Source organism: Streptomyces incarnatus (assembly GCF_001027185.1).
In the GTDB taxonomy this organism is placed as follows: Bacteria; Actinomycetota; Actinomycetes; order Streptomycetales; family Streptomycetaceae; genus Streptomyces; species Streptomyces puniciscabiei.
Genome location: NZ_CP011497.1, coordinates 2034889 through 2056480 on the forward strand (window position 1 = coordinate 2034889; position 21592 = coordinate 2056480).

Annotated in this window: 19 protein-coding genes; 17 read left to right on the forward strand and 2 right to left on the reverse strand. The window is 68.8% G+C overall.

Annotated features, from left to right (window positions below):
• Window positions 1-7: 7 nt before the first annotated feature.
• The 17 genes from ABB07_RS08975 (at window position 8) to ABB07_RS41730 (ending at window position 19347) form a co-directional block, all read left to right on the forward strand.
• Window positions 8-1837, forward strand: a complete 1830-nt coding sequence (locus ABB07_RS08975) for a glycosyltransferase family protein (protein ID WP_244189285.1) — start codon at window positions 8-10, stop codon at window positions 1835-1837.
• Window positions 1834-2790, forward strand: coding sequence for a thymidylate synthase (locus ABB07_RS08980; protein WP_208898224.1), 957 nt, complete (start codon window positions 1834-1836; stop codon window positions 2788-2790). The genes ABB07_RS08975 and ABB07_RS08980 overlap by 4 nt, the downstream gene beginning before the upstream one ends.
• 8 nt (window positions 2791-2798) lie before the next feature.
• Window positions 2799-4517, forward strand: coding sequence for a carbamoyltransferase family protein (locus ABB07_RS08985; RefSeq protein ID WP_208903350.1), 1719 nt, complete (start codon window positions 2799-2801; stop codon window positions 4515-4517).
• Window positions 4502-5566 (forward strand): glycosyltransferase family protein, encoded by a 1065-nt coding sequence (locus ABB07_RS08990; RefSeq protein ID WP_208898225.1) that lies wholly within the window; start codon window positions 4502-4504, stop codon window positions 5564-5566. The genes ABB07_RS08985 and ABB07_RS08990 overlap by 16 nt, the downstream gene beginning before the upstream one ends.
• Window positions 5567-5662: 96 nt before the next feature.
• Window positions 5663-6175 carry a P-loop NTPase family protein gene (locus ABB07_RS08995; RefSeq protein ID WP_208898226.1) on the forward strand — a complete coding sequence of 171 codons (513 nt, stop codon included), beginning with the start codon at window positions 5663-5665 and terminating at the stop codon, window positions 6173-6175.
• A 31-nt stretch (window positions 6176-6206) separates the two neighbouring features.
• A complete protein-coding gene (locus ABB07_RS09000) occupies window positions 6207-7052 on the forward strand; it encodes a class I SAM-dependent methyltransferase (protein ID WP_208898227.1) in 846 nt (281 codons plus the stop codon).
• Window positions 7049-7810 carry a phosphotransferase gene (locus ABB07_RS09005; RefSeq protein WP_208898228.1) on the forward strand — a complete coding sequence of 254 codons (762 nt, stop codon included), beginning with the start codon at window positions 7049-7051 and terminating at the stop codon, window positions 7808-7810. The genes ABB07_RS09000 and ABB07_RS09005 overlap by 4 nt, the downstream gene beginning before the upstream one ends.
• Window positions 7807-8463, forward strand: coding sequence for a histidine phosphatase family protein (locus tag ABB07_RS09010; protein WP_208898229.1), 657 nt, complete (start codon window positions 7807-7809; stop codon window positions 8461-8463). The genes ABB07_RS09005 and ABB07_RS09010 overlap by 4 nt, the downstream gene beginning before the upstream one ends.
• Complete coding sequence (locus tag ABB07_RS09015) at window positions 8460-9296, forward strand: aminoglycoside phosphotransferase/kinase family protein (protein WP_208898230.1); 837 nt, start codon at window positions 8460-8462, stop codon at window positions 9294-9296. Before ABB07_RS09010 ends, ABB07_RS09015 begins: the two co-directional genes overlap by 4 nt.
• A 54-nt stretch (window positions 9297-9350) precedes the next feature.
• Window positions 9351-10331 (forward strand): NAD-dependent epimerase/dehydratase family protein, encoded by a 981-nt coding sequence (locus ABB07_RS09020; protein WP_244189286.1) that lies wholly within the window; start codon window positions 9351-9353, stop codon window positions 10329-10331.
• A gap of 26 nt (window positions 10332-10357) precedes the next feature.
• Window positions 10358-11479 carry an adenosylhomocysteinase gene (locus ABB07_RS09025; protein WP_208898231.1) on the forward strand — a complete coding sequence of 374 codons (1122 nt, stop codon included), beginning with the start codon at window positions 10358-10360 and terminating at the stop codon, window positions 11477-11479.
• 4 nt (window positions 11480-11483) lie between these two features.
• Complete coding sequence (locus tag ABB07_RS09030) at window positions 11484-12050, forward strand: NUDIX hydrolase (RefSeq protein ID WP_208898232.1); 567 nt, start codon at window positions 11484-11486, stop codon at window positions 12048-12050.
• 22 nt (window positions 12051-12072) lie between these two features.
• Window positions 12073-12861: a 3-deoxy-manno-octulosonate cytidylyltransferase gene (locus tag ABB07_RS09035; RefSeq protein ID WP_208898233.1), complete on the forward strand. Its 789-nt coding sequence runs from the start codon at window positions 12073-12075 to the stop codon at window positions 12859-12861.
• Between the two features lie 487 nt (window positions 12862-13348).
• Window positions 13349-15310, forward strand: coding sequence for an ATP-binding cassette domain-containing protein (locus ABB07_RS09040; RefSeq protein ID WP_208903352.1), 1962 nt, complete (start codon window positions 13349-13351; stop codon window positions 15308-15310).
• Window positions 15311-15330: 20 nt separating this feature from the next.
• Window positions 15331-17235 (forward strand): methyltransferase, FxLD system, encoded by a 1905-nt coding sequence (gene fxlM / locus ABB07_RS09045; RefSeq protein WP_208898234.1) that lies wholly within the window; start codon window positions 15331-15333, stop codon window positions 17233-17235.
• A 19-nt stretch (window positions 17236-17254) separates the two neighbouring features.
• Window positions 17255-18442, forward strand: coding sequence for a bifunctional class I SAM-dependent methyltransferase/NUDIX hydrolase (locus ABB07_RS09050; RefSeq protein WP_244189287.1), 1188 nt, complete (start codon window positions 17255-17257; stop codon window positions 18440-18442).
• A gap of 68 nt (window positions 18443-18510) precedes the next feature.
• Complete coding sequence (locus ABB07_RS41730; protein ID WP_341845875.1) at window positions 18511-19347, forward strand: GNAT family N-acetyltransferase; 837 nt, start codon at window positions 18511-18513, stop codon at window positions 19345-19347.
• A 139-nt stretch (window positions 19348-19486) separates the two neighbouring features.
• Here ABB07_RS41730 and ABB07_RS09065 read toward each other — a convergent pair whose 3' ends face one another.
• The gene (locus ABB07_RS09065) at window positions 19487-19894 is read right to left on the reverse strand and encodes an acyl-CoA thioesterase (RefSeq protein ID WP_208898236.1); all 408 of its coding nucleotides are present in this window, start codon (window positions 19892-19894) and stop codon (window positions 19487-19489) included.
• A 92-nt stretch (window positions 19895-19986) separates the two neighbouring features.
• Window positions 19987-21378 (reverse strand): helix-turn-helix transcriptional regulator, encoded by a 1392-nt coding sequence (locus tag ABB07_RS09070; protein ID WP_244189288.1) that lies wholly within the window; start codon window positions 21376-21378, stop codon window positions 19987-19989.
• Window positions 21379-21592: the final 214 nt, after the last annotated feature.

The following is a 21592-nucleotide window of genomic DNA, read 5'->3' on the forward strand; positions in this document are numbered from 1 at the left end:
CAGCGCCTTGGGCATCGCCCGCGCCGACTCCGATGGCAAGCCCCTGTGGGCGCTGGTCGGCGAGCGCGCGCTCGTGACCATGAAGTCCGACCGGATCACCACGTCCGAACTGGAGGTCCTGCCCTTCGACCAGCGCGATGCTGAAGCACGGGTCAACCATGTGATGGAGGCCCTCGAAGCGTACGGCGCCGACCTCGCGAGGACTCCGGGTGGCGCGGGGTGGCTGTACGTCCAGCACGTGCCGGTGCGGCGCCTGGTGGCACAGGTCGTACGTAAGCTGGCGGCGCTCAGCGCGTGGGAGCCGTTCGCCAAGGCCCCAGGTCCGCTGAGACTCGCGCCCTACGAAGGACTCGTCGGGCTGCGGTCGAGCAGCTCCCGCGAGTACCGGGCGTACACGGTCACCTGGTCGGGCATTGCCTACCTGCTCGGAGCCGCAGCCCCTCACAATCCCCTCCGATCCGCGCAGTTACGCAACCTCCCTCCTGCCCTGACGGCCGCGTCGGTGCCGAGCTCGGCGCCCTCGGAGCTTCCAGTGAGCGAGGTGGTGGCGTTGTCGTGGTCGTCCCGTCACGCGGCCACTCTGCTGCCAGTGCTGGAGGAGCTGGCCAGGAACGGGCGCCCCAGCCTCGTGGTGGACTTGGCGACCGACCCGGCGGAGCGGTGCCCGGCTTCGCGCGTCGCCGGGGTGAACCTGTGCTCGCCTCCGCCCAGTCTCTTCGACCTCTCCGGCGCCGTGGACGGGCTGAGGCCGCAGGATGACGGCCCCGTCGTTCGAGTCGACGAGCACGAGCTCCGACTGGCCCGATTGCTCCGCCTCGTGTCCGTAATTCTGGAGACGAGCGGCGGGTGCACCCAGCCGTCTTGGCGATCCGTGGTCCGGGCGGAGACATGGTTGGACGGCGTTCTCGCCGCCGTACGGCCGCATACCGTCCTGGTCAGCAACGACACCAGCCCGCTGGGTGCGCTGGCCGTACATGTGGCAGAGCGCCATGGGATGAACACTGTGCACGTCCAGCACGGGGCCTGGACGGCTGAGTCGGTCGCATGGCCCGCCCTGCACAGCCGCGACATCGTGGTCATGGGTGAGCGGGACCTCCCCCTCGCGAAGGAGTGGGTGCGCCACCCTGACGCCGAAGTCCATGTCCTGGGCCAGCCCCGCTTCGATGTACTCGCTGGCCTCGGCCGCGATACCCAGCGGCGCTACCTGGAACATCTGCTGGCCCACGGCCCGCGTCGCAGTCCTGCCCGTATCGCGGTGTGGGCCTGCCAGCCCTTCGGTCCTGACCGGCTCAAGGCCCAGGCCGACCTGCTGCTGGACGGTCTGTGGCAGGCCGGCAGCGACTGGGGCCTCGTCATCGCGCCGCACCCGGCGCAGAGCATCGACGTCTTCGCCCCCCTGCTCGAACGGCACGGTCGGCCGCTCGTGGCCGTGGCCGATCCCCGGGTCGGCGCTCGTGGCTGCCTCGCCGGTGCCGACGCCCTGGCAAGCGCCTATTCGACGTGCGGCATCGAAGCCGCGCTGATGGGCGTGCCGGTGCTCGAACTGGGTTCGCCCGGCGAGCGCACGCTCGGACTCTCCGACCACGGCCTTGCACGGCGGTGCAGCACCGCCGATGACATCGCCGACGCTCTCGTCGCACTGCGCGGTCCGCACCCGCCTGCCGACCGGGCGGCGACGGACGCGGTGTGCCGGTGGCGCGGTGACAGCGCAGCCCAAGTCGCATGCCTCATCACCCGCCGCTCGGGCGGCCATGCCATGCACTCCCACCACATCAACCACGATGCCCGCGCCGCCGAGTCCGGACGGCCGCAGGGCGAAGGAGTACCTGTCCGATGACACACCTGACCGCCGACAGCGTCGCCGAACTGTTCGTCGGCGCTGTCACCCTGGCCAAGAGCGGCGACAGGGTCAGCCCTCGCGGCATGGCGACCCGTGAGGTGCTCGACGTCCACATGCGGCTGACCCAGCCGCGGGCTCGCCTGCTGTACGCGCCGCCGGCACGCGTCATCAATCCGGCGTTCGCCGTGGCGGAGACCGTCTGGCACCTCTCCGGCTCGGACGCTCCGTGGATCTTCGATTACAACGCGCGCCTGCGGCAGTACGCCGACGACGGTGTCCTGCGGGGCGCGTACGGGCCGCGTATGCGGAAGTGGGCCGGTAACGTGGATCAGCTAAGCCGCATCGTCGAGATCCTCAAAGAGGACCCCGACTCCCGCCGGGCCCTGATCCAGCTCTACGACCCGGCCCAGGACGCTGCAGGGCACAAGGACGTGCCCTGCACGCTGGGCTTCGGCTTCCATCTGCGTGCCGGCCGCCTGCACATGTCGACGACGATGCGTGGTCAGGACGTGTGGATCGGCATGCCGTACGACCTCTTCTTCTACACCGTGCTGCATGAGCTGGTCGCGGGCTGGCTCGGCGCCGAGCTGGGCGATTTCCACCACCACGTGGGATCACTGCACATCTACGAGAACCATCTCGACCAGGCGGAAGAGCTGACCGCGGTGACCGCGAGCGCGGTCATGCCGGACCTCACCACACCGTGGCGGGGCTTCGACGATCTGCTCGACCAGGTCGAGGCCCGGGACGTGACCGGCCACCCGGGCTGGGACACGATGGCCGAGACACTGCGCAGCTACCGCCTGTGGAAGGACGGCGCGCGTGAGCAGGCGTGGCGGGTCGCCGACAAGATCGACGGGCCGCTGGGCGAGGCGCTCATCGCCTGGTACGGCGAGCTGAATCGTCATTCCGGCGCCTCGACCGCGCGCGAGACGGCGGGGACGCGGTGATGGCCACCATGGACCGCGCGCCCTCGGTCATCCTCGGGCTGTGTTCCTTCACGCACGACTCCTCCGCTGCCCTGTTGGTAGACGGGGAGCTAATCGGCTTCGTGGAGGAGGAGCGCCTCTCCCAGCACAAACACACCAAGGACTACCCCGGCTACGCAGTCGAGTGGCTGCTCGGCGAGGCCCGGCTCACCGCGGCCGACGTCGACGCCGTCGCCTACAACTTCCAGCCCGCCCACTACCTGGCCGAGTCCCCGGCAGCCCTGCGCCTGTCTCTGTCGCCGACGACGCGCGATCGGGCGCTGCCGAGGGCTCACGGCTTCGCCAAGGTGGCGCTGCGCACCCATCTGCGAACCCGCGCCCTCGGTCGGCGGTTCCCCTCTGCTGGCGTCATCCCTGTCTTGCACCACCGGGCTCACCAGCTGACGGCCTTCGCCGCCTCAGGGTGGAACGAGTCCGCCGTGCTCATCGTGGACAGCCTCGGCGAGCGGCAGACCACCACCATCGCCTGTGGACACAACGCGCTCCACCCTTCCACCCGCACCCTGGAGGCGATCAACGACCCTGCCTCCCTGGGCTATGTGTACGGCGCGGTCACCGAGCACCTCGGGTGGCGCCGTGGTGACGAGGAGGGCACCGTGATGGCGCTCGCCGCCCTCGGCGATCCGGAGCGGTTCCGCCCACTTTTTGCCCGGGCCCTGCGCACAACACCCACGGGCTTTTCGGTCGACCCCGCCTACTTCCCGCCGCGCGTGCTGACCTCGGGCTACCCGAGGACCTCTCGCCGCTTCATGGACGAGACGTGCCCCGAGCGCCACCCGAGCGAGCCGATCCAAGACGTCCACCGGGATTTGGCCGCCGCCCTCCAGGAGCGCACCGAGCAGGTGATGCTGCATCTGGCCCGCAGGGCCCGGATGACCACCAGATCGCGCCGCCTGTGTGTCGGCGGTGGAGTCGCCACGAACTGCGTGAGCATCGGGCGGATCATCGAGGCCGGAATTTTCGACGAAGTCTTCGTCCCGCCCGCCCCGGGCGACGCCGGCACCGCGATCGGGGCCGCCATCGCCGCACACACCGGCAGCCGCAGCCGGCGACCCGTGTCCGGCGTCGCCCGGGCCTGCTATCTCGGCCCGTCGTACCAGCACCAGGCCCTTGACCTCACGCCATGGCCCGGGCTCCAGCAGAAGACGCTGGGCGTGGAGTCCGCCGAGTTCCTCGCCGACCAGCTTGCCCACGGCATGATCGTCGGGCTCTTCCAGGGACGAGTCGAAGCCGGCCCCCGCGCCCTTGGGAATCGCTCGATCCTCGCCTCTCCATTGGAGCCCGGGGTCGTCGAGCGTCTGAACGCCACCGTGAAGTTCCGGGAGCCGTTCCGCCCATTCGCCCCCATAGTCCTGGCTGAACGCGCCGCGGAGTTCTTCACCCTCGGCCAAGAGGCGCCGTACATGTCGATGGCGTCCGGCGTAACCGACGAGGCGCGCGAGCGCGTGCCGGCCATCGTGCACGCCAACGGCACCTCCCGCCTCCAGACCGTCACCCGGTCGCAGAACGCGTTCATGCACGACGTGCTGAGCGCCTTCGCCCGCCGTACAGGGGTGCCGGTGCTGATCAACACCTCCCTCAACGTCAAGGGCAAGCCGATCTGCGGAACACCGGAGATGGCGCTGGACTGCCTGGCCAGCTCCGGACTGGACGCCCTGCTGCTGGAAGGCCGGTGGATCACAAAGTGAAGATCGGATACAGCTTCTGGGGATTCCTCGGCAACGGCATCACTGACACCCCGGACGGGGGCCGCAGCCACCGCCGCCCCTTGATCGACGCCCTCCTCGGCCGCGGCCACGAGATCATCTTCCTGCAGGCCAACCGCGACCTGATCGAGGCCGGCGACGACCTCGGCAACGCCTACGCCTTCCACAACGGCAACCCGGACATCGACGTCCTGTTCCTGGAGTGGCGCTGGGCAATCGACGGGCGCAACACCACCCCATGCGGCACCGAGGGACACACCTGCGACCTGCACCGCCAGACAGAGCTGCTCACCTGGTACACAGTTCGGCTCGGAACCCCGACCGTGATCTGGGACAAGGACCGCCAGCTCCGGTCGGACAGCGTGTGGCGGCGCATCCGCCGGACCACTGTGTGCGAGGCCGCTCTCGAACCGACGGCGAGCGCCCACCGCCTGCTCTTCCCGGTCGACGACCGTCTCCTCGACGAGGCGGATCCGATCGTGCTCGCCAAGAAGCCCAGGGACCTCGTCCTCGGGTACGTCGGCAACCAATACGACCGCGACCAGCATTTCGATCGCTTCTTCGCGCCGGCCGCCACACGCTTCGATCACCTGGTCGGGGGCAAGTGGACCAAGACCGATCGCTGGCCGCACGTCCGGTTCCTCGGCAGGCTCCCCTTCGAGGCAGTCCACGCCGTGTACGGCAGGTCTCTGGCAACCGTGCTGATGCTGCCGGAGCGGTACGCCGTCGTTGGGCAGATGACGCAGCGGATCTTCGAGGCCGTCCTCGCCGGCTGCCTTCCGCTCACCCCTGCCGACATCCTGCACGCGGACCGCTTCGTGCCCAAGGAGCTGATCGTCAGCTCCGGAAGCGAGGTGATCGAGCGGCTCGCCCACCTCCAGCGGATCGCCGGCACCCAGCAGCACGCGGACCTGATCGCGGCTTGCCTGGACCGCCTGGACCTGTTCCGCCTGAGTCGGCAGGTAGACGCGTTGGAAGCCGTCCTGGACACAGCCGCCAGCCCCGTAGATATGGAACGGGGAGCGGCGTGATGCAGCTGGCTTCCCAGGCCATGGCACCTGGATCATCCGAACGTGTTCGACCGGCCGGTCCGACCGGGCACCCGAGCGCCTCTACGCTGGAGCACCATGAAGAAGGTCGCCATCGTCGGCTGCGGAGGCAGCGGCAAGTCCTACCTGGCACGCGAGCTGGGCAGGATCCTCGACGCCCCGGTCACGCACCTGGACGCCGCGTTCTACGACGACGCGTGGAACGCGCTGCCCATGGAGAAGTTCGCCGCCCTGCAGCAGGATCTGGTCGCGCAGCCGAAGTGGGTGATCGACGGCAACTACAACTCCACCTTGCAGATCCGGCTCGAAGCCTGCGACACGGTGGTCCTCATGGACGTCTCGACCGTGGCCGCGCTGTACGGGATCTTCTCCCGCCAGATCCGGCACGGTGCAGGGCACAAGGGCAACGGGGTGCACAACCGCATCCACTGGGGCGTGATCAAGTACGTGGCCACGTACCGCCGCAAGATGCGCCCGCGCGTCATGGCCAAGATCGAGGAATTCGCCTCGGGCCGTGCCGAGGTGGTGCTGCTGCGCAACCGGCGACAGACGCACCGCTGGCTGCGCAAGGTCGCCGCCGAGCACCGCTGAGCGCTCCGCGCCCCCGAGGGGAGGGTGCGGCATGAGCGGCGCCAACCCGTTCCTGGACCCCGCGCGGCAAGCGGAGCTGTATGGGCACGCCTCGCGGCTGGCCGGCCGGTCCAATGCCCTGATGAGGGCGAAAACCTCCGGACGCCAGGTACCACACACGATCGTGCGCCTGGTGCGCGCCCACCACGAGCGGGCAGACAAGCTCGGCCTGGTCTTGGACGTCGGCTGTGGTCGCGGTACAAGCAGTCTCGCCCTGGCCCAGCAACTCCGGCCGCAGCGGGTACTCGGTCTCGACGCGGCTCCGGCCTTGATCGAACAGGCCCTACACCGCGCTCAACGGCTCCCCGACGTCCCAGTCAGCTTCCTCATGGGCAACTTCCACCAACTGCCGCTTCCTGCCCAGTCATTCGACGTCGCTGTCGCAGCCTTCTGCCTTTACCACTCACCGCAGCCTCAGACGGTGGTCGCGGAGATGAAGCGGGTGCTGGCTCCGGGAGGGCTGGCCGTGCTCGTCACGAAGGGGCTCGACAGCTATCGGGAGATGGACCAGCTGGTCGCTGCCGCCGGCCTCGACCCGCGGGCCGAGCAGCACGAGAGCCTGTACATCTCGGCGCACAGCGACAACCTCGCCCACCTGGCCGCCGTGTCGCTCGACGTACTCGCTGTGGAGCACGAGGAACACCGCTTCACCTTCGACGGACACGACCACGTGGCGGAGTACCTGGCCACCAACCCGAAGTACGACCTCGCCCCGGGCCTTTACGGCAATCCTGGCGCGCTCGCGGCAACACTGCATGAGTTCCTGCCAGACCGGCCCCTCACCACCAAGTCCCTCGTCACCTTCGTGGTGGCCCAGTCAGGGGGAGGACGGTCGTGAGCGTTCGCCAGTTCACCAAGCACTACGAGGCCCCCGGCCGGGTGGCCTCGGCAGCCCGCCATCACGCCTGGCTCGTCGAGCACGCACCGCCGCTGCGGCTTCCGGCGCTGACGGTGGTGGGGCCGACGAGCCTGACATACGAGTGGATCGACGGCCGTCCTGCCCGGACCGAGGACCTGCCGGCCCTGGCTGGTTTGCTGGGCGATGTCCACGGGGCCGCCTGGACCACCGACCTCCGGCCGGCCGCGCTCAACAGGCCCCACCGTTTCCGTGACGGCATCGCGTTCGGCGACTACATCGGTCCCCGGCAGGCTGCCCTGCGAAGAAGGCTGGAACAGGGGTACCTGCCGGACCGCGGGGCCTTGCACGCATTGCTGACGCTGCTGGAGAAGACCGCCAAGGGGCCGACCGCCTTCTACAAGGACAGCAACCCGCGAAACTTCATCATCACCGAGGCCGGCGAGATCTACACGGTCGACACCGACGATCTGACGCTGGCGCCGATGGGTTACGACCTGGCGAAACTGATCGCGACGCTGGTCCTGACGTACGGGCCTTTGCCGGCTCCAACCATTGACTCGACCCTGCGCGCCTACAACGAGGCCGCCGTACGCCACGACCCCCAGCTTGGCATCACGGATCGCGAGCGGCTCGACGACTTCCTCGCCCTGCACGCCGTGCTGACCGCTCCGTACGCCGGGCGCAACGGCTACCGCTACAGCTGGTCGCCCCGACCCTGCCCCCGAGGATCCGCATGATCACCACCGAACTCGTCTTCGTCCGCCACGGCGAAGCCCAGTGCAACGTCGACGGCCTGGTAGGCGGCCCGCGCACCTGCACCGGGCTTACCAACCGCGGATACGCCCAGACCGAACGGGTCGCGCTTCGCCTCACCACCGAGCACCGCGACAAGCCGTTCGACGCCCTGTACGCCGGCCCGCGCCTCCGCCTGCGCCAGACCGGCGAGATCATCAGCCAGGCCCTCAACCTCCCCATGTCCACCGACGACCGCCTCGACGGTCCGGTCCACGGTGCCGCCGACGGCAGACCCTGGGCCGAGGTGAAAACCGCCGCCGACGGCGGGCCGCACGCCCACCCGGACACGCCCTGGGCTGCTGGATCCGACACGTGGAACGGCTACCTGGAGCGGGCAGGCCGCCTCCTACGGGAGCTCATCGCCCATCACGAGGGTGAGCGCATCCTGTTCGCCGCGCACGGCGAGACCGTGACCGTCGCCCACACCCTGCTCCTGGGAATCCCGCTCGGATCTCCGACCGGGTTCACGGTCTCTCACGGGTCCATCACCCGGTGGCAACACCACCTCAACCGGCTTGGGCAGAGACGGTGGATGCTCGACCGCCACAACGACACCGAGCACCTGGCCGCCTTAGCGCAGGAGGCTGTCGCGTGATCACGCTGTCCGATGATCCGCGACTGAGCCTGGCCCGCGGCGCGCTCGGAGCGGTCCGGATCGTGCACGATCCGACTCTCCCGCCTCGAGTCCTGCGTCTTGTCGACGCCGACGGCAATGAGTTCTTCGCCAAGCAGCACAGCGAACGCGACCGATACATCCGAGAACTCCATGCCTATCTCGCCTGGGGGGCTCACCTGATCGGGCACGTCCCCCGAGTGGTGGGCCGACAGGACAGAACATGCACCCTGCTGCTCACCGCGGTGCGCGGCGTACGGGCGGATGCGCTCGCCCCCGGGTCGCCGGAGGAGGAACAGGCTCACTACGAGGCCGGGCGCGTCCTGGGCAAGCTGCACCACGCCACCTCGGTACCGCGTACCGGCGCCGTCGGCACGGAACTCGCCCAGCGGCTACGCGACTGGATCGCCCGTGCAGACCGGGCCGGCCTCATCTCCACGGCCGAACGCGACCGCATGAGCCACAGCGCGGACGTCCTGGCGAACACGCTCATGGACAGCGCGGTGTGCCACCTCGACTACCAGCCGCGGAACTGGCTCCTTGGGGACGCCTTCGGAATGTGCGACTTCGAGCACATGCGCCGGGACGCCCGCATCCGCGACTTCGCCCGGCTCGAATTCCGCCGCTGGCAGGCCGCTCCCCACCTCCGCACGGCTTTCTTCGCCGGATACGGAACGCCGCTGAACGACACCGAACAGCGACTGCTGGAGTCCTTCGGTGCGATCGAGGCCGTCACCGCCCTGGTCCGCGGACACGAGCAGGACGATCTCGCCCTCAGCAGCCACGGCCGCACCGTTCTCGCCCGGCTCGCCTGAACCACAACCCTCCTCGGATTCCTGGAGAACTCCGTGTCACAGCACGCATCCCACATGACCACCACCGTGCCCCGCCGGGCTGTGGTGACCGGCGACGCCGGCTTTATCGGCTCCCACCTCGCGCAGGCCCTCGTCCAGGCCGGCGCCGTCGTCGTCGGCGTCGACCGCCGTGACCCTGCCACCGACCCCACGGCCGCAGCCAACCTGGCCGCCCTGCAGAGGCTCCCGGGGTACATGCACGTCACCGCTGACCTCCTCAACTGCGCGATCGAGCCGCTACTCGTGGACGCGAACGCCGTCTTTCACCTGGCCGGCATCCCCGGGGTACGCCCCTCCTGGGGGCCGAAGTTCAGCGAGTACGTCGCCTCCAACGTCCTCGCCACCCACCGCGTCATGGACGCCGTCACCCGTATGGGTGTTCCCCGGCTGGTGGTGGCCTCGTCCTCCAGCGTCTACGGCCCCACCGAGGGCGGTCCGAGCGTAGAAACCGACCGGCCACAGCCGGCATCCCCGTACGCGGTCACGAAACTCGCCGAGGAGCAGCTCTGCCTCGCGCACTCCGCCCAGGCCCATTGCCCCACCAGCGTCGTCGCTCTGCGGTACTTCACCGTTTACGGCCCCCGGCAGCGCCCCGACATGTTCACGCACCGCGCCCTCACGGCCGCCCTGACCGGCCAGTCACTACGTCTGTACGGAGACGGTCACCAGCGCAGGGACTTCACGTACATCGACGACGCAGTCGCCGCCACCATCGCCGCGGCCACGATCCCGACCGCCAGCGGAGTGATCAACGTCGGGGGTGGTTCGAGCGCCTCCCTGCTGGAAGTGATCAACATTGCGAACAGCCTCTCCGGTCGCGAGATCCAGGTTCACCAGGAAAACCCCCGCAGCGGCGACGTCCTCACCACCCGCGCCGACCCCGGCCGCGCCCATGAGGTCTTGGGCTGGCAGCCCCAGGTCGACCTTCACAACGGCATGCGAGCCCACATGCAGGCGCTGGCCGCCGAGACCGCCGCGTACGGCCGCGCGGCATAACCAGCGGGACACCAGGAGGAGTTGCAGTGGAGAGTCTTGAAAGGGCGCGACTGGAAGCCTTTTTCCGGCAGATCACAACACGGTTCCCCGCTGGCGAGCACGTCACCACGCTGATCATCACGCACCTGCTCTCCGAGCGGCCGGCGTTCCTCCGCGCGATGGCCGCGACGTCCACGGTCGGTGCTGTACTACCCAAGCCCAGGTCCGTCGACCAGCCGACGCTGGAGAAGGTCCGACGTGCCTTCACCATCCATGACCTGAACCGAGAACTGTTTGCCGACTCGACCTGGGCGTTGGAGTACCTGGAGGACACAGCAGGCGGCCGGAACGTCATCCTGATAGACATCGGCGGCTACTTCGCGCCGTGCCTCGACACCCTGGTAGAGAAGTTCTCCGGCCGTGTCCTCGGCGTCGTCGAGGACACCGAGAACGGACACCAGCGGTACGCGGCACTCGACCGCCTGCCCTGCCCGGTCGTCTCGGTGGCCCGCTCCCCGCTGAAGGACTGCGAGGACCACCTAGTGGGCCGGTCCATCGTCTTCTCGACCGACGCCCTCGTACGCGCACGCGGCGACATTCTGACCAGCCGAAATGCCTGCGTCATCGGGTTCGGCAAGGTCGGCCGGGCCATCGCTCAGACGCTGCGCGCCCAAGACCTACGCGTCACCGTCCACGACACCGATCCAGTCAAGAGAGTGCAGGCGCATTCCCAAGGCTTCCGTACGAGCGCGTCGACGGCCGAGGCGCTGCGGGAGGCGGAACTCGTCCTGTGTGCCACCGGCAACCTCGCCCTCCGCCAGGGCGATTTCTCCGCCCTCCGCAACGGGGCGTACCTCGCCTCGGTAACGTCCTCAGAGGACGAACTTGAACTCGGCAGCCTCCATGGCCTCTACAAGCGCACCCCGGTCAGCGAGCATCTGACGCGCTACGAGATCACGGGCCACTACTTCTACGTCCTCGCTGACGGCGGCGCCGTCAACTTCGTGCACGGCGCCGCCGTCGGCTCATACATCCATCTCGTTCAGGCCGAGATACTGGCCGCCACCGCGGCCCTCAGCCACGGCCGCTTCCAGTCCGGTCTCCACGAAATGGCCGCACCCGACCGCCAGGCCATCGCCAGGATCTGGTTCGACTTCTTCGACAGGTGATTCCATGCCGCCTTCCCCCGACCGCATCCGTGCCACCGTTGAGGGGTACCTCACCCGCCACCCGTCCGAGCGGGACGCCCTGGCTGCGCTCTTCGTCGCCCTTACCGGCGGGGACGATCCGACCAGCCGCAAGACCTTTCCCACGCACGTCACGTGCAGCGCCATCGTCATCGACAGCAACGACCGGGTGCTCCACATTCAGCACAACGCCACGGGCAAGGCCCTCGCGCCCGGTGGCCACAACGAGCCAGGGGACAAAGACCTTCCCGGTGCCGCCCTTCGTGAACTGGGCGAGGAAGTCGGCATTCCTCGCGATGCCGTCGTCCCCCTCCCTGGCTTTGAGACCGTGCCGCTGGACATCGATGTACACGACATCGCCGCCAACCCCGCGAAGGGCGAGCCGGCACACCAGCACGTCGACTTCCGCTGGGCCTTCCTCCTCCGGGCCGAACACGCCGTGACGCTTCAAACCGAAGAGGTCAGCGGATACGAGTGGCGGTCCTTCAAGGACTCTGCCTCGCCGACCGTCCGCGCCAAGCTGGCCCTCCTCCCCCGCCCCACCCATTCCTGACACTCACCGACGGGAGTACGCCGTGGCAGTCACCACCGCCGCACCGCCGAGCACCGCGCGCCGCCACCGCATAGCGGTCATCCCGTGCCGCTGGGGAGCCTCCCGATTTCCAGGAAAGCCCCTTGCGCAGCTCGGGGACAAGCCGCTGCTGTGGCACGTCCACCAGCGCTGCCTGGAGGCAGAGCGCCTCGACGGGGTGGTGGTCGCCACCGATGACGAGCGCATCGAGGAGGTGTGCCACCGCCTGGGCATCGAGTGCATGCGGACCGGAGAACACCTCACCGGCACGGACCGCGTCGCGGAGTGCGCAGAACGCCTGCCCGCAGACGCCTACATCAACGTCCAGGGGGACGAGCCGTTCATCTCCCCCACCGCGATTGACGCTGTCTCCCAAGCCATGGAGCACCTGGCACCCAGAGCCCTGGCAGTGAACGCATACACGGAGCTGGACGACGCCAGTGCCGTCCTGGACCACAACGTCGTCAAGGTCGTCGTCGACGCCGAGCACAACGCCCTCATGTTCTCCCGGCAGCCGATCCCCTACCCGCGCGGTGACCGGCCGAGGTACCTGCGTCAGCTCGGTCTCTACGGCTTCACCCGAACGGCCCTCGACACGTTCCGGCGTCTCCCTCAGGGGCCGCTGGAACGTGCCGAAGGCGTGGAGATGCTGCGCTTCATCGAGCATGGCCACGACGTACGGATGCTCGGCGTCGCGGACGATGGGTTGGCGGTCGACACTCCCGAGGACCTCGCGAGGGCCGGCACCTTGTTGCGGACCCACACCGGGCGGGCGATCGCCCGCTTCTCCTGATGACCGCGGTCGACCGCCGCTCCCTGGATCCGGCGCTCTGCTCACACGCTTCGACGAGACCGCGCCCGTCCCCGGCGCCGCAGCAGCATGCTCGGCGTTTTGGCCACCGCCGCTCCGACCTCTGACCCTGGGGCCGCAAGGGTCGATGCCACCCACAAGCTCCGGCGCGCGCTCAATCCCAGGGTTACCAACACGACCGAAACACATGTGTTCGAAATTCCGGCCGGCTCGTTGAGCCACACGAACCAGCCGCACAACCGTCAAGGGGGACCACGTTGACTTCGGCTAGAACACCAGCACATGCGACTCCCAATAACGTGGCACGAGGGGATGGGTACTCGTACCGCGACGAGTCCGACGGCATGGCCTCTGTGCGGATGATCACGGTCGCCACCATGGCGCGGTGGCTGCCCACGCCGGCTCTCCGGTCGCTGAGCTGTTCCGAGCCGGGAGGCGCCCGGTGAAGAGGTTCTTCGGACGCGTGCGGATGGCGGAGCCGGAGGTCTCCGACGCCGAGGAGGAACTCTTCGGCGGTCCTCTGCGCTACGACTTGGGCTGGTCGGAACACGAGCGTGCCCGGCTCGACCTGACGATGATGTCGGCTCTGCGCTCCATGCCCAGGCTGGTCGGGGCGACCTTGCGGATGGCGTGGCAGGCAGACCGCCGCGCGCTGCTCACGGTCGCCGTCAGCGAGATCGGGCAGGGTGTCGCCGCGGCGGTCGGGTTGCTCGCGGTCAACGCCGTCATGCACGCGCTGCTCGGCTCGGGCACCCCCGAGCAGCGGCTGCACGCGGTGCTACCGGGCCTGGTCGCCGCCGCAGCAGCGGCCGTGGTCAACTCGGGTCTGGCCGGCTGGTCCACCTCGCGGGCGGGCCGGCTGGAGCCGCTGGTCGAGCGGATCGCCACGGCCCAGTACCTGGCCGCAGCCGCGTCGGTGGAGCTGGAGGCCATCGAGGACCCGGAGTTCCGACGCCTGATCGATGTCGCCCAGTACGGCGCCGCATCCGCCCGCCGCATGATCAGCGCCTGCGTGGCCGCGCTGAACGGCACCATCTCCCTGATCTCCACGGCCAGCGTACTCACCATCCTCCACCCGGTGCTGCTGCCGCTGCTGATCCTGATCGCGGCGCCGCGCGGCTGGGGCGCGATGCGGGTGGCGCAGGAACGGTACGTGTCGGTGATGACTTGGGTCGAGCACGTACGGGCCAGCCGCCTCATCGGGAACCTGCTCACCGAGCGCTCCGCCGCGCAGGAGGTGCGCATCCATGCCGTCGGGCCGTTCCTGCTCAGCCGCTACGAGCGGATGGCCGAGAGCGCCGAGGCCGAGCAGGAGCGGCTGGCCGTCGGCAAGGCGGTCACCGAGTGGGTGGCCGCCGCGTTGTCCGGACTCGCCATGGCGGCGACGTACGCGGCCATGATCCTGTTGATCATGAGCGGGCACATGAGTCTGGCCGTGGCCGGGACCGCCGTCATCGCCGTCCGGTCCGGCTCCGCGAGCCTGGGCGCGCTGGTGATGAACATCAACCAGCTGCACGAGGAGTCCCTCTACGTCCGCGACCACGCCCGCTTCCTGGACGAGGCGGCGCGGCGCACCATTCCCAGCGGGGGCGATCCCGTTCCGGCGCGGGTGAGGCAGGTCGTTCTGGAAAAAGTGAGCTACCGCTACCCGGACCGGGAAGCCCCCGCCCTGGACGGGGTCTCCCTCACGCTGCCCATGGGCTCGGTCACCGCCGTGGTCGGCGAGAACGGCTCAGGCAAGAGCACTCTGATGAAGGTGTTGTCGGGCCTGTTGCTGCCGCAGAGCGGGACGGTGTTGTGGGGAGAAGCGGACATCGCTTCCCTGGACCGCTCCGAGGTCTTCGACCGCGTCTCACTGCTCACCCAGGACTTCCAACGCTGGCCCGTGACAGCGGCGTTGAACATCCGGATCGGCCGGCCCGCCCGGCCGGCCGATCCCGAGCACCTGCAGCCTTCGGTGGACTACGCGGGTGCCGGTCCGGTCATCGCAAAACTTCCCGACGGGCTGCGCACCCTGCTGGCCCGGATGTTCCGCGGCGCGAGCGAACTGTCCGGCGGCGAGTGGCAGAAGATCGGTCTCGCCCGGACCCACTGGCGCAGCTCCACCTCGGATGCCGACGGCGTGCTCATCGTGGACGAGCCCACCTCCGCCCTCGACCCGGAAGCGGAGATCGCCGCGTTCGACCGCATCCGCCGGCTCGCCGCCCCGAATCGGGCCGTCGTCCTGGTCACCCACCGCATGTCGGGCGTCCGTCACGCCGACCGCATCTACGTCCTGCACCACGGACGCCTCGTAGAGCACGGCAGCCACGACGAACTCATGGCCGCCCAAGGGCGCTACGCCTCGATGTTCGACGCGCAAGCCGCCCAGTACGCCCCCGCGGGCACCATCCCCCGCCCCAGCTCCCCCACCGTCGCAGATCCCGCATGACCCGTTCGAAAGGCCCTAGGGTGACGGCTCCCCCCACTACCGCGCAGGAACACGATCCCAGTGCACTGCGGCACCGGCTCGTCGATCAGCTCCTCGCGGCCGGCCACGTCCGCACCGCCAGTGTCGAGGCCGCCCTGCGCAGGGTTCCCCGCCATGCTTTCGCACCGGACGTGCCCGTGCAGACCGCGTACGCCGATGACATCATCCCCACCCGTCACACGCCCGACGGCCGGATCAGCAGCTCCGTCAGCGCACCATGGCTGCAGGCCGTGATGCTCGAAGCGGCCCGCATCCAGCCGGACGACCGTGTCCTGGAGGTTGGCTCTGGCGGTTACAACGCCGCCTTGATCGCCGAACTGGTCGGCCCGACCGGACAGGTCACCACCGTCGACATCGACCCAGACGTCACCGACCGCGCCGCCCGCTTCCTCACCGCCGCCGGGTACGACCGTGTCCGTGTCCTCACCGCGGACGCCGAGTATCTGCCCGCCGATGTCGTCCCCGAAGGCGGATTCGACGCGGTGATCGTCACGGTCGACACCTGGGATCTGCCGTGGATCACCATGGTCGCGGAGGGCGGACGCCTCGTCGCCCCGCTACGCCTCCACCAGTACGTTTGGTCCATCGGTTTCACGAAACACGACGGTGCGCTCATCAGTGAGGAGCCACTCACCGTGTGCGGCTTCGTCCCCATGCAAGGCGCCGGCGCATGGGAACCGAATCTACGCACCATCCCAGGCTGCGGCATCCGCCTTGCCTTCGAGGACGGAACGCCCGTGCCCGTCGACCAGCTGGCCCCGGCCTTCGGTATGGCGCCCTCAACGGTCCGTACGCACGTCACCGTCGGGGGTGAGGAATCCTTCGACTCCCTCACCCTCTATCTGGCCGGGGCTCTCCCCGGCTTCTGCCGCCTGTCCGTCGACCCGGACCACGACACCGGCCTCGTCAGTCCCCCACCCCCGCACTGGCCCGGCGCGGCCATGGTGCGTGGGAGGTCACTCGCCCGTCTGGCACACGAGCGGATCGGAGACGGCGAAAACGGCAACGGCGCCTACGAGTTCGTCATCCACGGCTACGGACCGGCCGGTCACCTGGCGGCCACAGAAATGGCCGAGCACGTCCGGCACTGGCAGCGCAACCACCGCGCCGCACTCTGCCCGCACATCACGGTCCAGCCCAAGGACGCCACCGGACCGACCGGCGCCTATACCGACGGCCTGCACGTGTTCCATAAGAAACACACGCGGATCAAGATCGACTGGCCCGTCATTCCCGGCGAAGCAGCGCCTGCACCCCTTGCCGACGCCCAAGACCATGAGCCCTGCTGTCCTGCCCGCTCGCAAAGCGGCCGAGTGGCGACCGTGCCGGCCACCGCCGACTACTGGGAGCCGCTCTGGGCCGGTGGACGCCGGTATCGCGAGGTCACCAGCACCGAGGCAGCGATGCTGGCCGACCATGTCGGACCGGGCCACGGACGCCCGGCACTCGACATCGGCACCGGCGAGGGTTCACTCGCCCGCCACCTTCACCAGCTCGGTTACCGCACCATCGGCATCGACTTCGCGCCCAGCGCCATCGCCGCGGCCCGCAACACCCAGCGGGGTGACGGGCCGGCCTGGCACCTGATGGACTTCGTCTCCGACGACCTCAGCGCCCTGCCGGATGCCGCGTATGCGATCGTCACCTGCCGCCTGGTCTACCGGTGGATCGACGACAAGGCGGCCTTCCTCGACCGCGTCCGACAGGTCCTGGCGCCCGGCGGGACCTTCTGGGTCGTCACCGAACTCGCCGGCCGCCGTGAGGAGGACGATCCGTACAGGCACCTCGGGATCACACCCGCCGAGGCCGAAATCCTCACCGCGGGCTGGTCCGTAGTACGCACCGCCGATCTCGACGTGCTGCGCTGCTATGCACTCCGCCCCTGAACTGAGCACGGAGGTCGACGTGTTGGACATCGAGCATCAGACCCGCCTCGCCTGGGACACCTATGGAAAGCACCACCTGGAGCGCTCCACTCCCCTGCCGGAAGTGGACCGGATCATCTGGGGCCCTGCAGCAAACGGGCCCGGGGACGCCATCCTCGGGGACATCGAGGGCCTGCGGGTCCTGGACATCGGCTGCGGCCCTGGCCGGCACGCCGCCCACCTGGCCCGCACCTACGGAGCGCAGGTGGACGGCGTCGATGCTTCCCTCAGCCAGATCGAGAGAGCGCGTGCCCGCTACCCCGATGTACCGGACCTGCGGCTGGTGCACGCCGACGCTGTCGAGTACCTGGGCACGACAGCCCCGTACGACGTGATCTACTCCCTCAGCACCTTCCACTTCCTCGACCCGCACAGGCTCCTGCCCGCCCTGGCCACCGCCGTCAAACCGGGCGGACGGCTGTACTTCACCGTGCTGCACACCAACTCCGCCGGCGATGGCCCCGCCTCGACCGTCACCCCACGCCCGGAGATCCTGCGCCTGGCCGGCGGCGACGATCTCACCGTGCACATGTGGGTGCTCACACCCGAGTTGTGGGAAGAGCTGCTCGTGCACTACGGGTTCCGCGTGCGGGGCATCACCGTCCTCGACGCACCGGAGAAGAACAACCACGCCTCCTACCGACTGTTCCAGGTCCACCGGCCGGCCCGGATCACCGCCCGTCCCCGCACCGCGAAGCCACCCGTCGCCCACGCGGCCGTCGGCGTCGGGGCAGTGCTGCTCGGACCCCAGGGCCTCCTCCTTGGCCGACACCGGCTGGGCACACGGGAGCTGCCCGGCGGGACCGTGGAGCCGGGCGAGTCACTGCAAGAGGCAGTCGTGCGCGAACTCGCCGAGGAGACCGGTCTGTGCGCCGACCCGGCCGACGTCCGTCTTCTCGGCATGTTCCTCGACCAGGTTGGCGACGTCGTCCGCATCACCTTCGGCGCGCTCGTCACCCACTGGCAAGGCGAGCCGGCCGACCAGCCTGGCGAGAGTGTCGGAGACTGGCGCTGGTGGCCGCTGGATGCCCTGCCGCCGGACCTGTTCGAATGCAGCGCCCAGATCCTCACAACCTGGCGCCCGGACCTCCCCATCGACCACGCCCCCGCCCGTTTCTCGCCCATCACCGACCCGCACACGACCGCCTCCGCGTCATCCCAGCCCTGACTGAGGCGGGCCTCGTCCGGTGAACCCCCTACCGCCTCACCCATCGCCGAATCAACAGGACCGATCCCGTGACCACTCCACGCCGTGCCACGCCCGCCGATGCCGAAGGCATCACCCGCCTGCGGTCCGAGCTGATCCTCTCCCAGCCGCTCACCCCTGACTGGCTGGCCCTGTGCCGAGACCAACTGACCGAACGCCTCCAGGCTCACGGCGATGCCCGGGCCTACGTCGTCGAAGCACCCGAGGGAGGACTCGTCACCTGCGCCCTGGCACTCGTCAGCCCCGTACTGCCCGCACCCCGGTATCCCAAGGGACTGGCCGCACGCATCCAAGCCGTGGCCACCCGGCCCGGGTACCGACGTCGCGGCTACGCCAAAGCCGCCCTCATCGCGCTCCTCAACGACCTGGAGCAGGAAGACATCACCCTTTTCGAACTGCACGCCAGTGACGAATCCAGGTCTCTGTACGAGGGGCTCGGATTCGTCAGCGATCCAGCACTGATGCGCAGAACCGCACTATCTCCGCAATCCCGCGGTCAGCACAGGTGCGGCGCTCTGACCGACGACTGGGATACGATCCAGCGTCTGGCCGACACGTTCAGCCGTCTCGATGCCGAGAACGGACTCGCGCCAGAGGAGCAATGGACCCTGCAAGTGCTCAAGCTCGCGGAAGAGGTTGGCGAGGCTGCGCAGGCCGTCATCGGAGCCCGGGGCACCAATCCGAGAAAAGGGCACAGCCACACGTGGACAGACGTCCAAGACGAGGTGGCCGACGCTGTCATCACTGGCATGGTCGCCCTCGCGCGACTGCGTCCCGACGCACGTGAATACTTCACTGCCGTCCTGGCCCGAAAAGCCGCGAAGTTCCTTCCGCCACAGGATTCCGGCGACGAGCTGCTTCGCTGACGTAGCCCTGCCACGTGCTCCCGCTTCTCGACGTGCTCAACCGCCTCTCCCGGCAGTGACGGATGCGGCCAGAGACGCATGGGCCCCGGCTGGACGTCGTCAGCCGGGGCCTGCATGCATGCAGAGACAGCGCAGCGGTTCAGGACTCGGTGTAGCGAGCGAGGAAGTCCAGCTCGGCTTGAGAGATCCGCCGCGGCCTGCCGATCTCCAGGTTGTACGCGGCCATCAAGGTCGTGGCTTCGGCATACAGATGGTCCGCGTCACGGATTTCGTAGGCAAGTTCCAGCCTCGCCCCCCGGCAGGTGACGACCCTGACGTGCACGTCAACGGGCTCCTCGCGGTAGGACAGGGGAGCGCGGTAGTCCACGATGGAGCGGCTGACCACGAATGCGTGCTGGCGGCGGCCGGCTTCGTCGGTGGGCAGCATCTCCTGGAACATCCGGGTCCTCGCCTCCTCCATGTACCGGGGGAAGAGTGCGTTATTGACGTGCCCGTACGCGTCCGCGTCGGCCCAGCGCAACGGGAGGGCATAGGTGTACTTCTTCACGAGAAAGGTCTTCCTGTGTGGGGGGCAGATGGCATGGGGGCCACTGATGCTGTCGGCGGGCGGCTCTGAGCAAGGCCGTCCATCGCGGTCCCTCAGCCTGCCATGCAGCTCTTCGGCGACTCGGCATTGCCTTCCTGAACCTGCTGCAGGACATCGCGGAGCACACGCTGCTCGGTGTCGCGCTCGTCGAGGAGCTGCCCGATGCGAACGCTTGCCGCCGCAGGATCGGCCGGCAGCGCAGCGCGCACCAGCTGACGCATCTCAAGGAGGCACGCGCCCTCTACCGCGTGCCTGGGCACGCGAGCGATAACGGTGGCCGGCGAGACATGGGTGACGGACCAACAACCGGTCGTCTCTTCGGTGGCCCAGACCACGGTGCGCTTGTCCGGCGCAAGCGTCAGGTGGACGTCGGAACCCACGGTCCCGCTGATGGCCGGCAGAGGGACGCCGTTGTCCCCCGCTAGTGCTGCTGCTTCGTCTGCAGTGGCGACAACCATGCGGGCCGCGAGGGTTGCCGCTTCCCTTCGCCAACGGGTGGCGGCGTCCTCGGCCGCACGGTTCTGCGCGTGCCGCTGTGCCGTCGCCACGTCGTTTTCGTTCGCGGTCATTGTTGCCCAAGCGTCGCGGACGCCGCCGAGCGCGTCGCGCTCGTCGTCGCCGTGGCCTTCGATCCAGGTGATCACGACGAAGCGACAGTCGGGCATCGACGCCGGATAGAGGACGTGGCTGACGACCTCGATCGTCTCCCAGTCCAGCGTCGGCACGTTCATCCGGAAGACATGGCCATCGCGGGTCTCCCCCATGTCGTGCTCGGTCTCCCAGACGTGCCGCACGTCGGGGTCCTTCTTGACGTCCTCGATCAGCCGGCGCAGCTCGGCATCATTCGGCCTGGTGGCCTGGGCGAACTTGAGGATCTTCACATACGCCGAGGCGTGCTTGTCCCAGTCCTGGTACTGAGCGCGGGCCTCCGGCGTTGTCAAAGCCCACCGAATGAGATTCGCGCCCGGCTCCATCACCCACGGCCACCACTCCGCCATGGCCGTGTTGAAAGCCAGGATGTTCCAGTGCTGGTCACACAGGTACGCGGGGCTGGGCATCTGCCGGTCGATGAGCAGACGCAAAGCCTGTTGCAGCTCCGGCTGTCCGGCCCCCTTCGGCGGAACGAGCATCGAGCCGACGTTGTAGAGCAGCAGTGCGTGACGCTCGTCGCGGTCAAGCTGAAGTAGCTCGGAAAGGGCCTCGCATTGCGTGCGGGACAGCCGGGGTGGCGTCGCGCCACGTTCGATCTTGCGATACGTGCGCTCACTCATGCCCAGAGCCCTGGCCGTCCGGTACTGCGTTACCCCTGCCGCTTTGCGCCACCTGCGCAGGAGGGCACCGAAGCCCATGTAGTGGCCGGCCAACTGCTGTCCGCTGTCACCGCGCTCCGAAATCTCCTCTTCCAGAGCGTCATTGCCGCTGGGCTTTTGTTCCTGCGTGACCACGAAAATCCTGCCTTTGACTATCAGGAGACGCTTCTTTCCGGGCGCACGTAAGGACCCAAGCGGCAGGGAATCCGCCGGGCCCACCCTTCGCCTCCCGGAAGAACCATACGCAATCCCTAAGTGATCTTGATCCGGGTGGGTCGCCATGAAAGACGGCCCTATGGTTCAACGTCGAACAAACGAGGCGCGACATGGTGGCACGTTCACGCCCCAA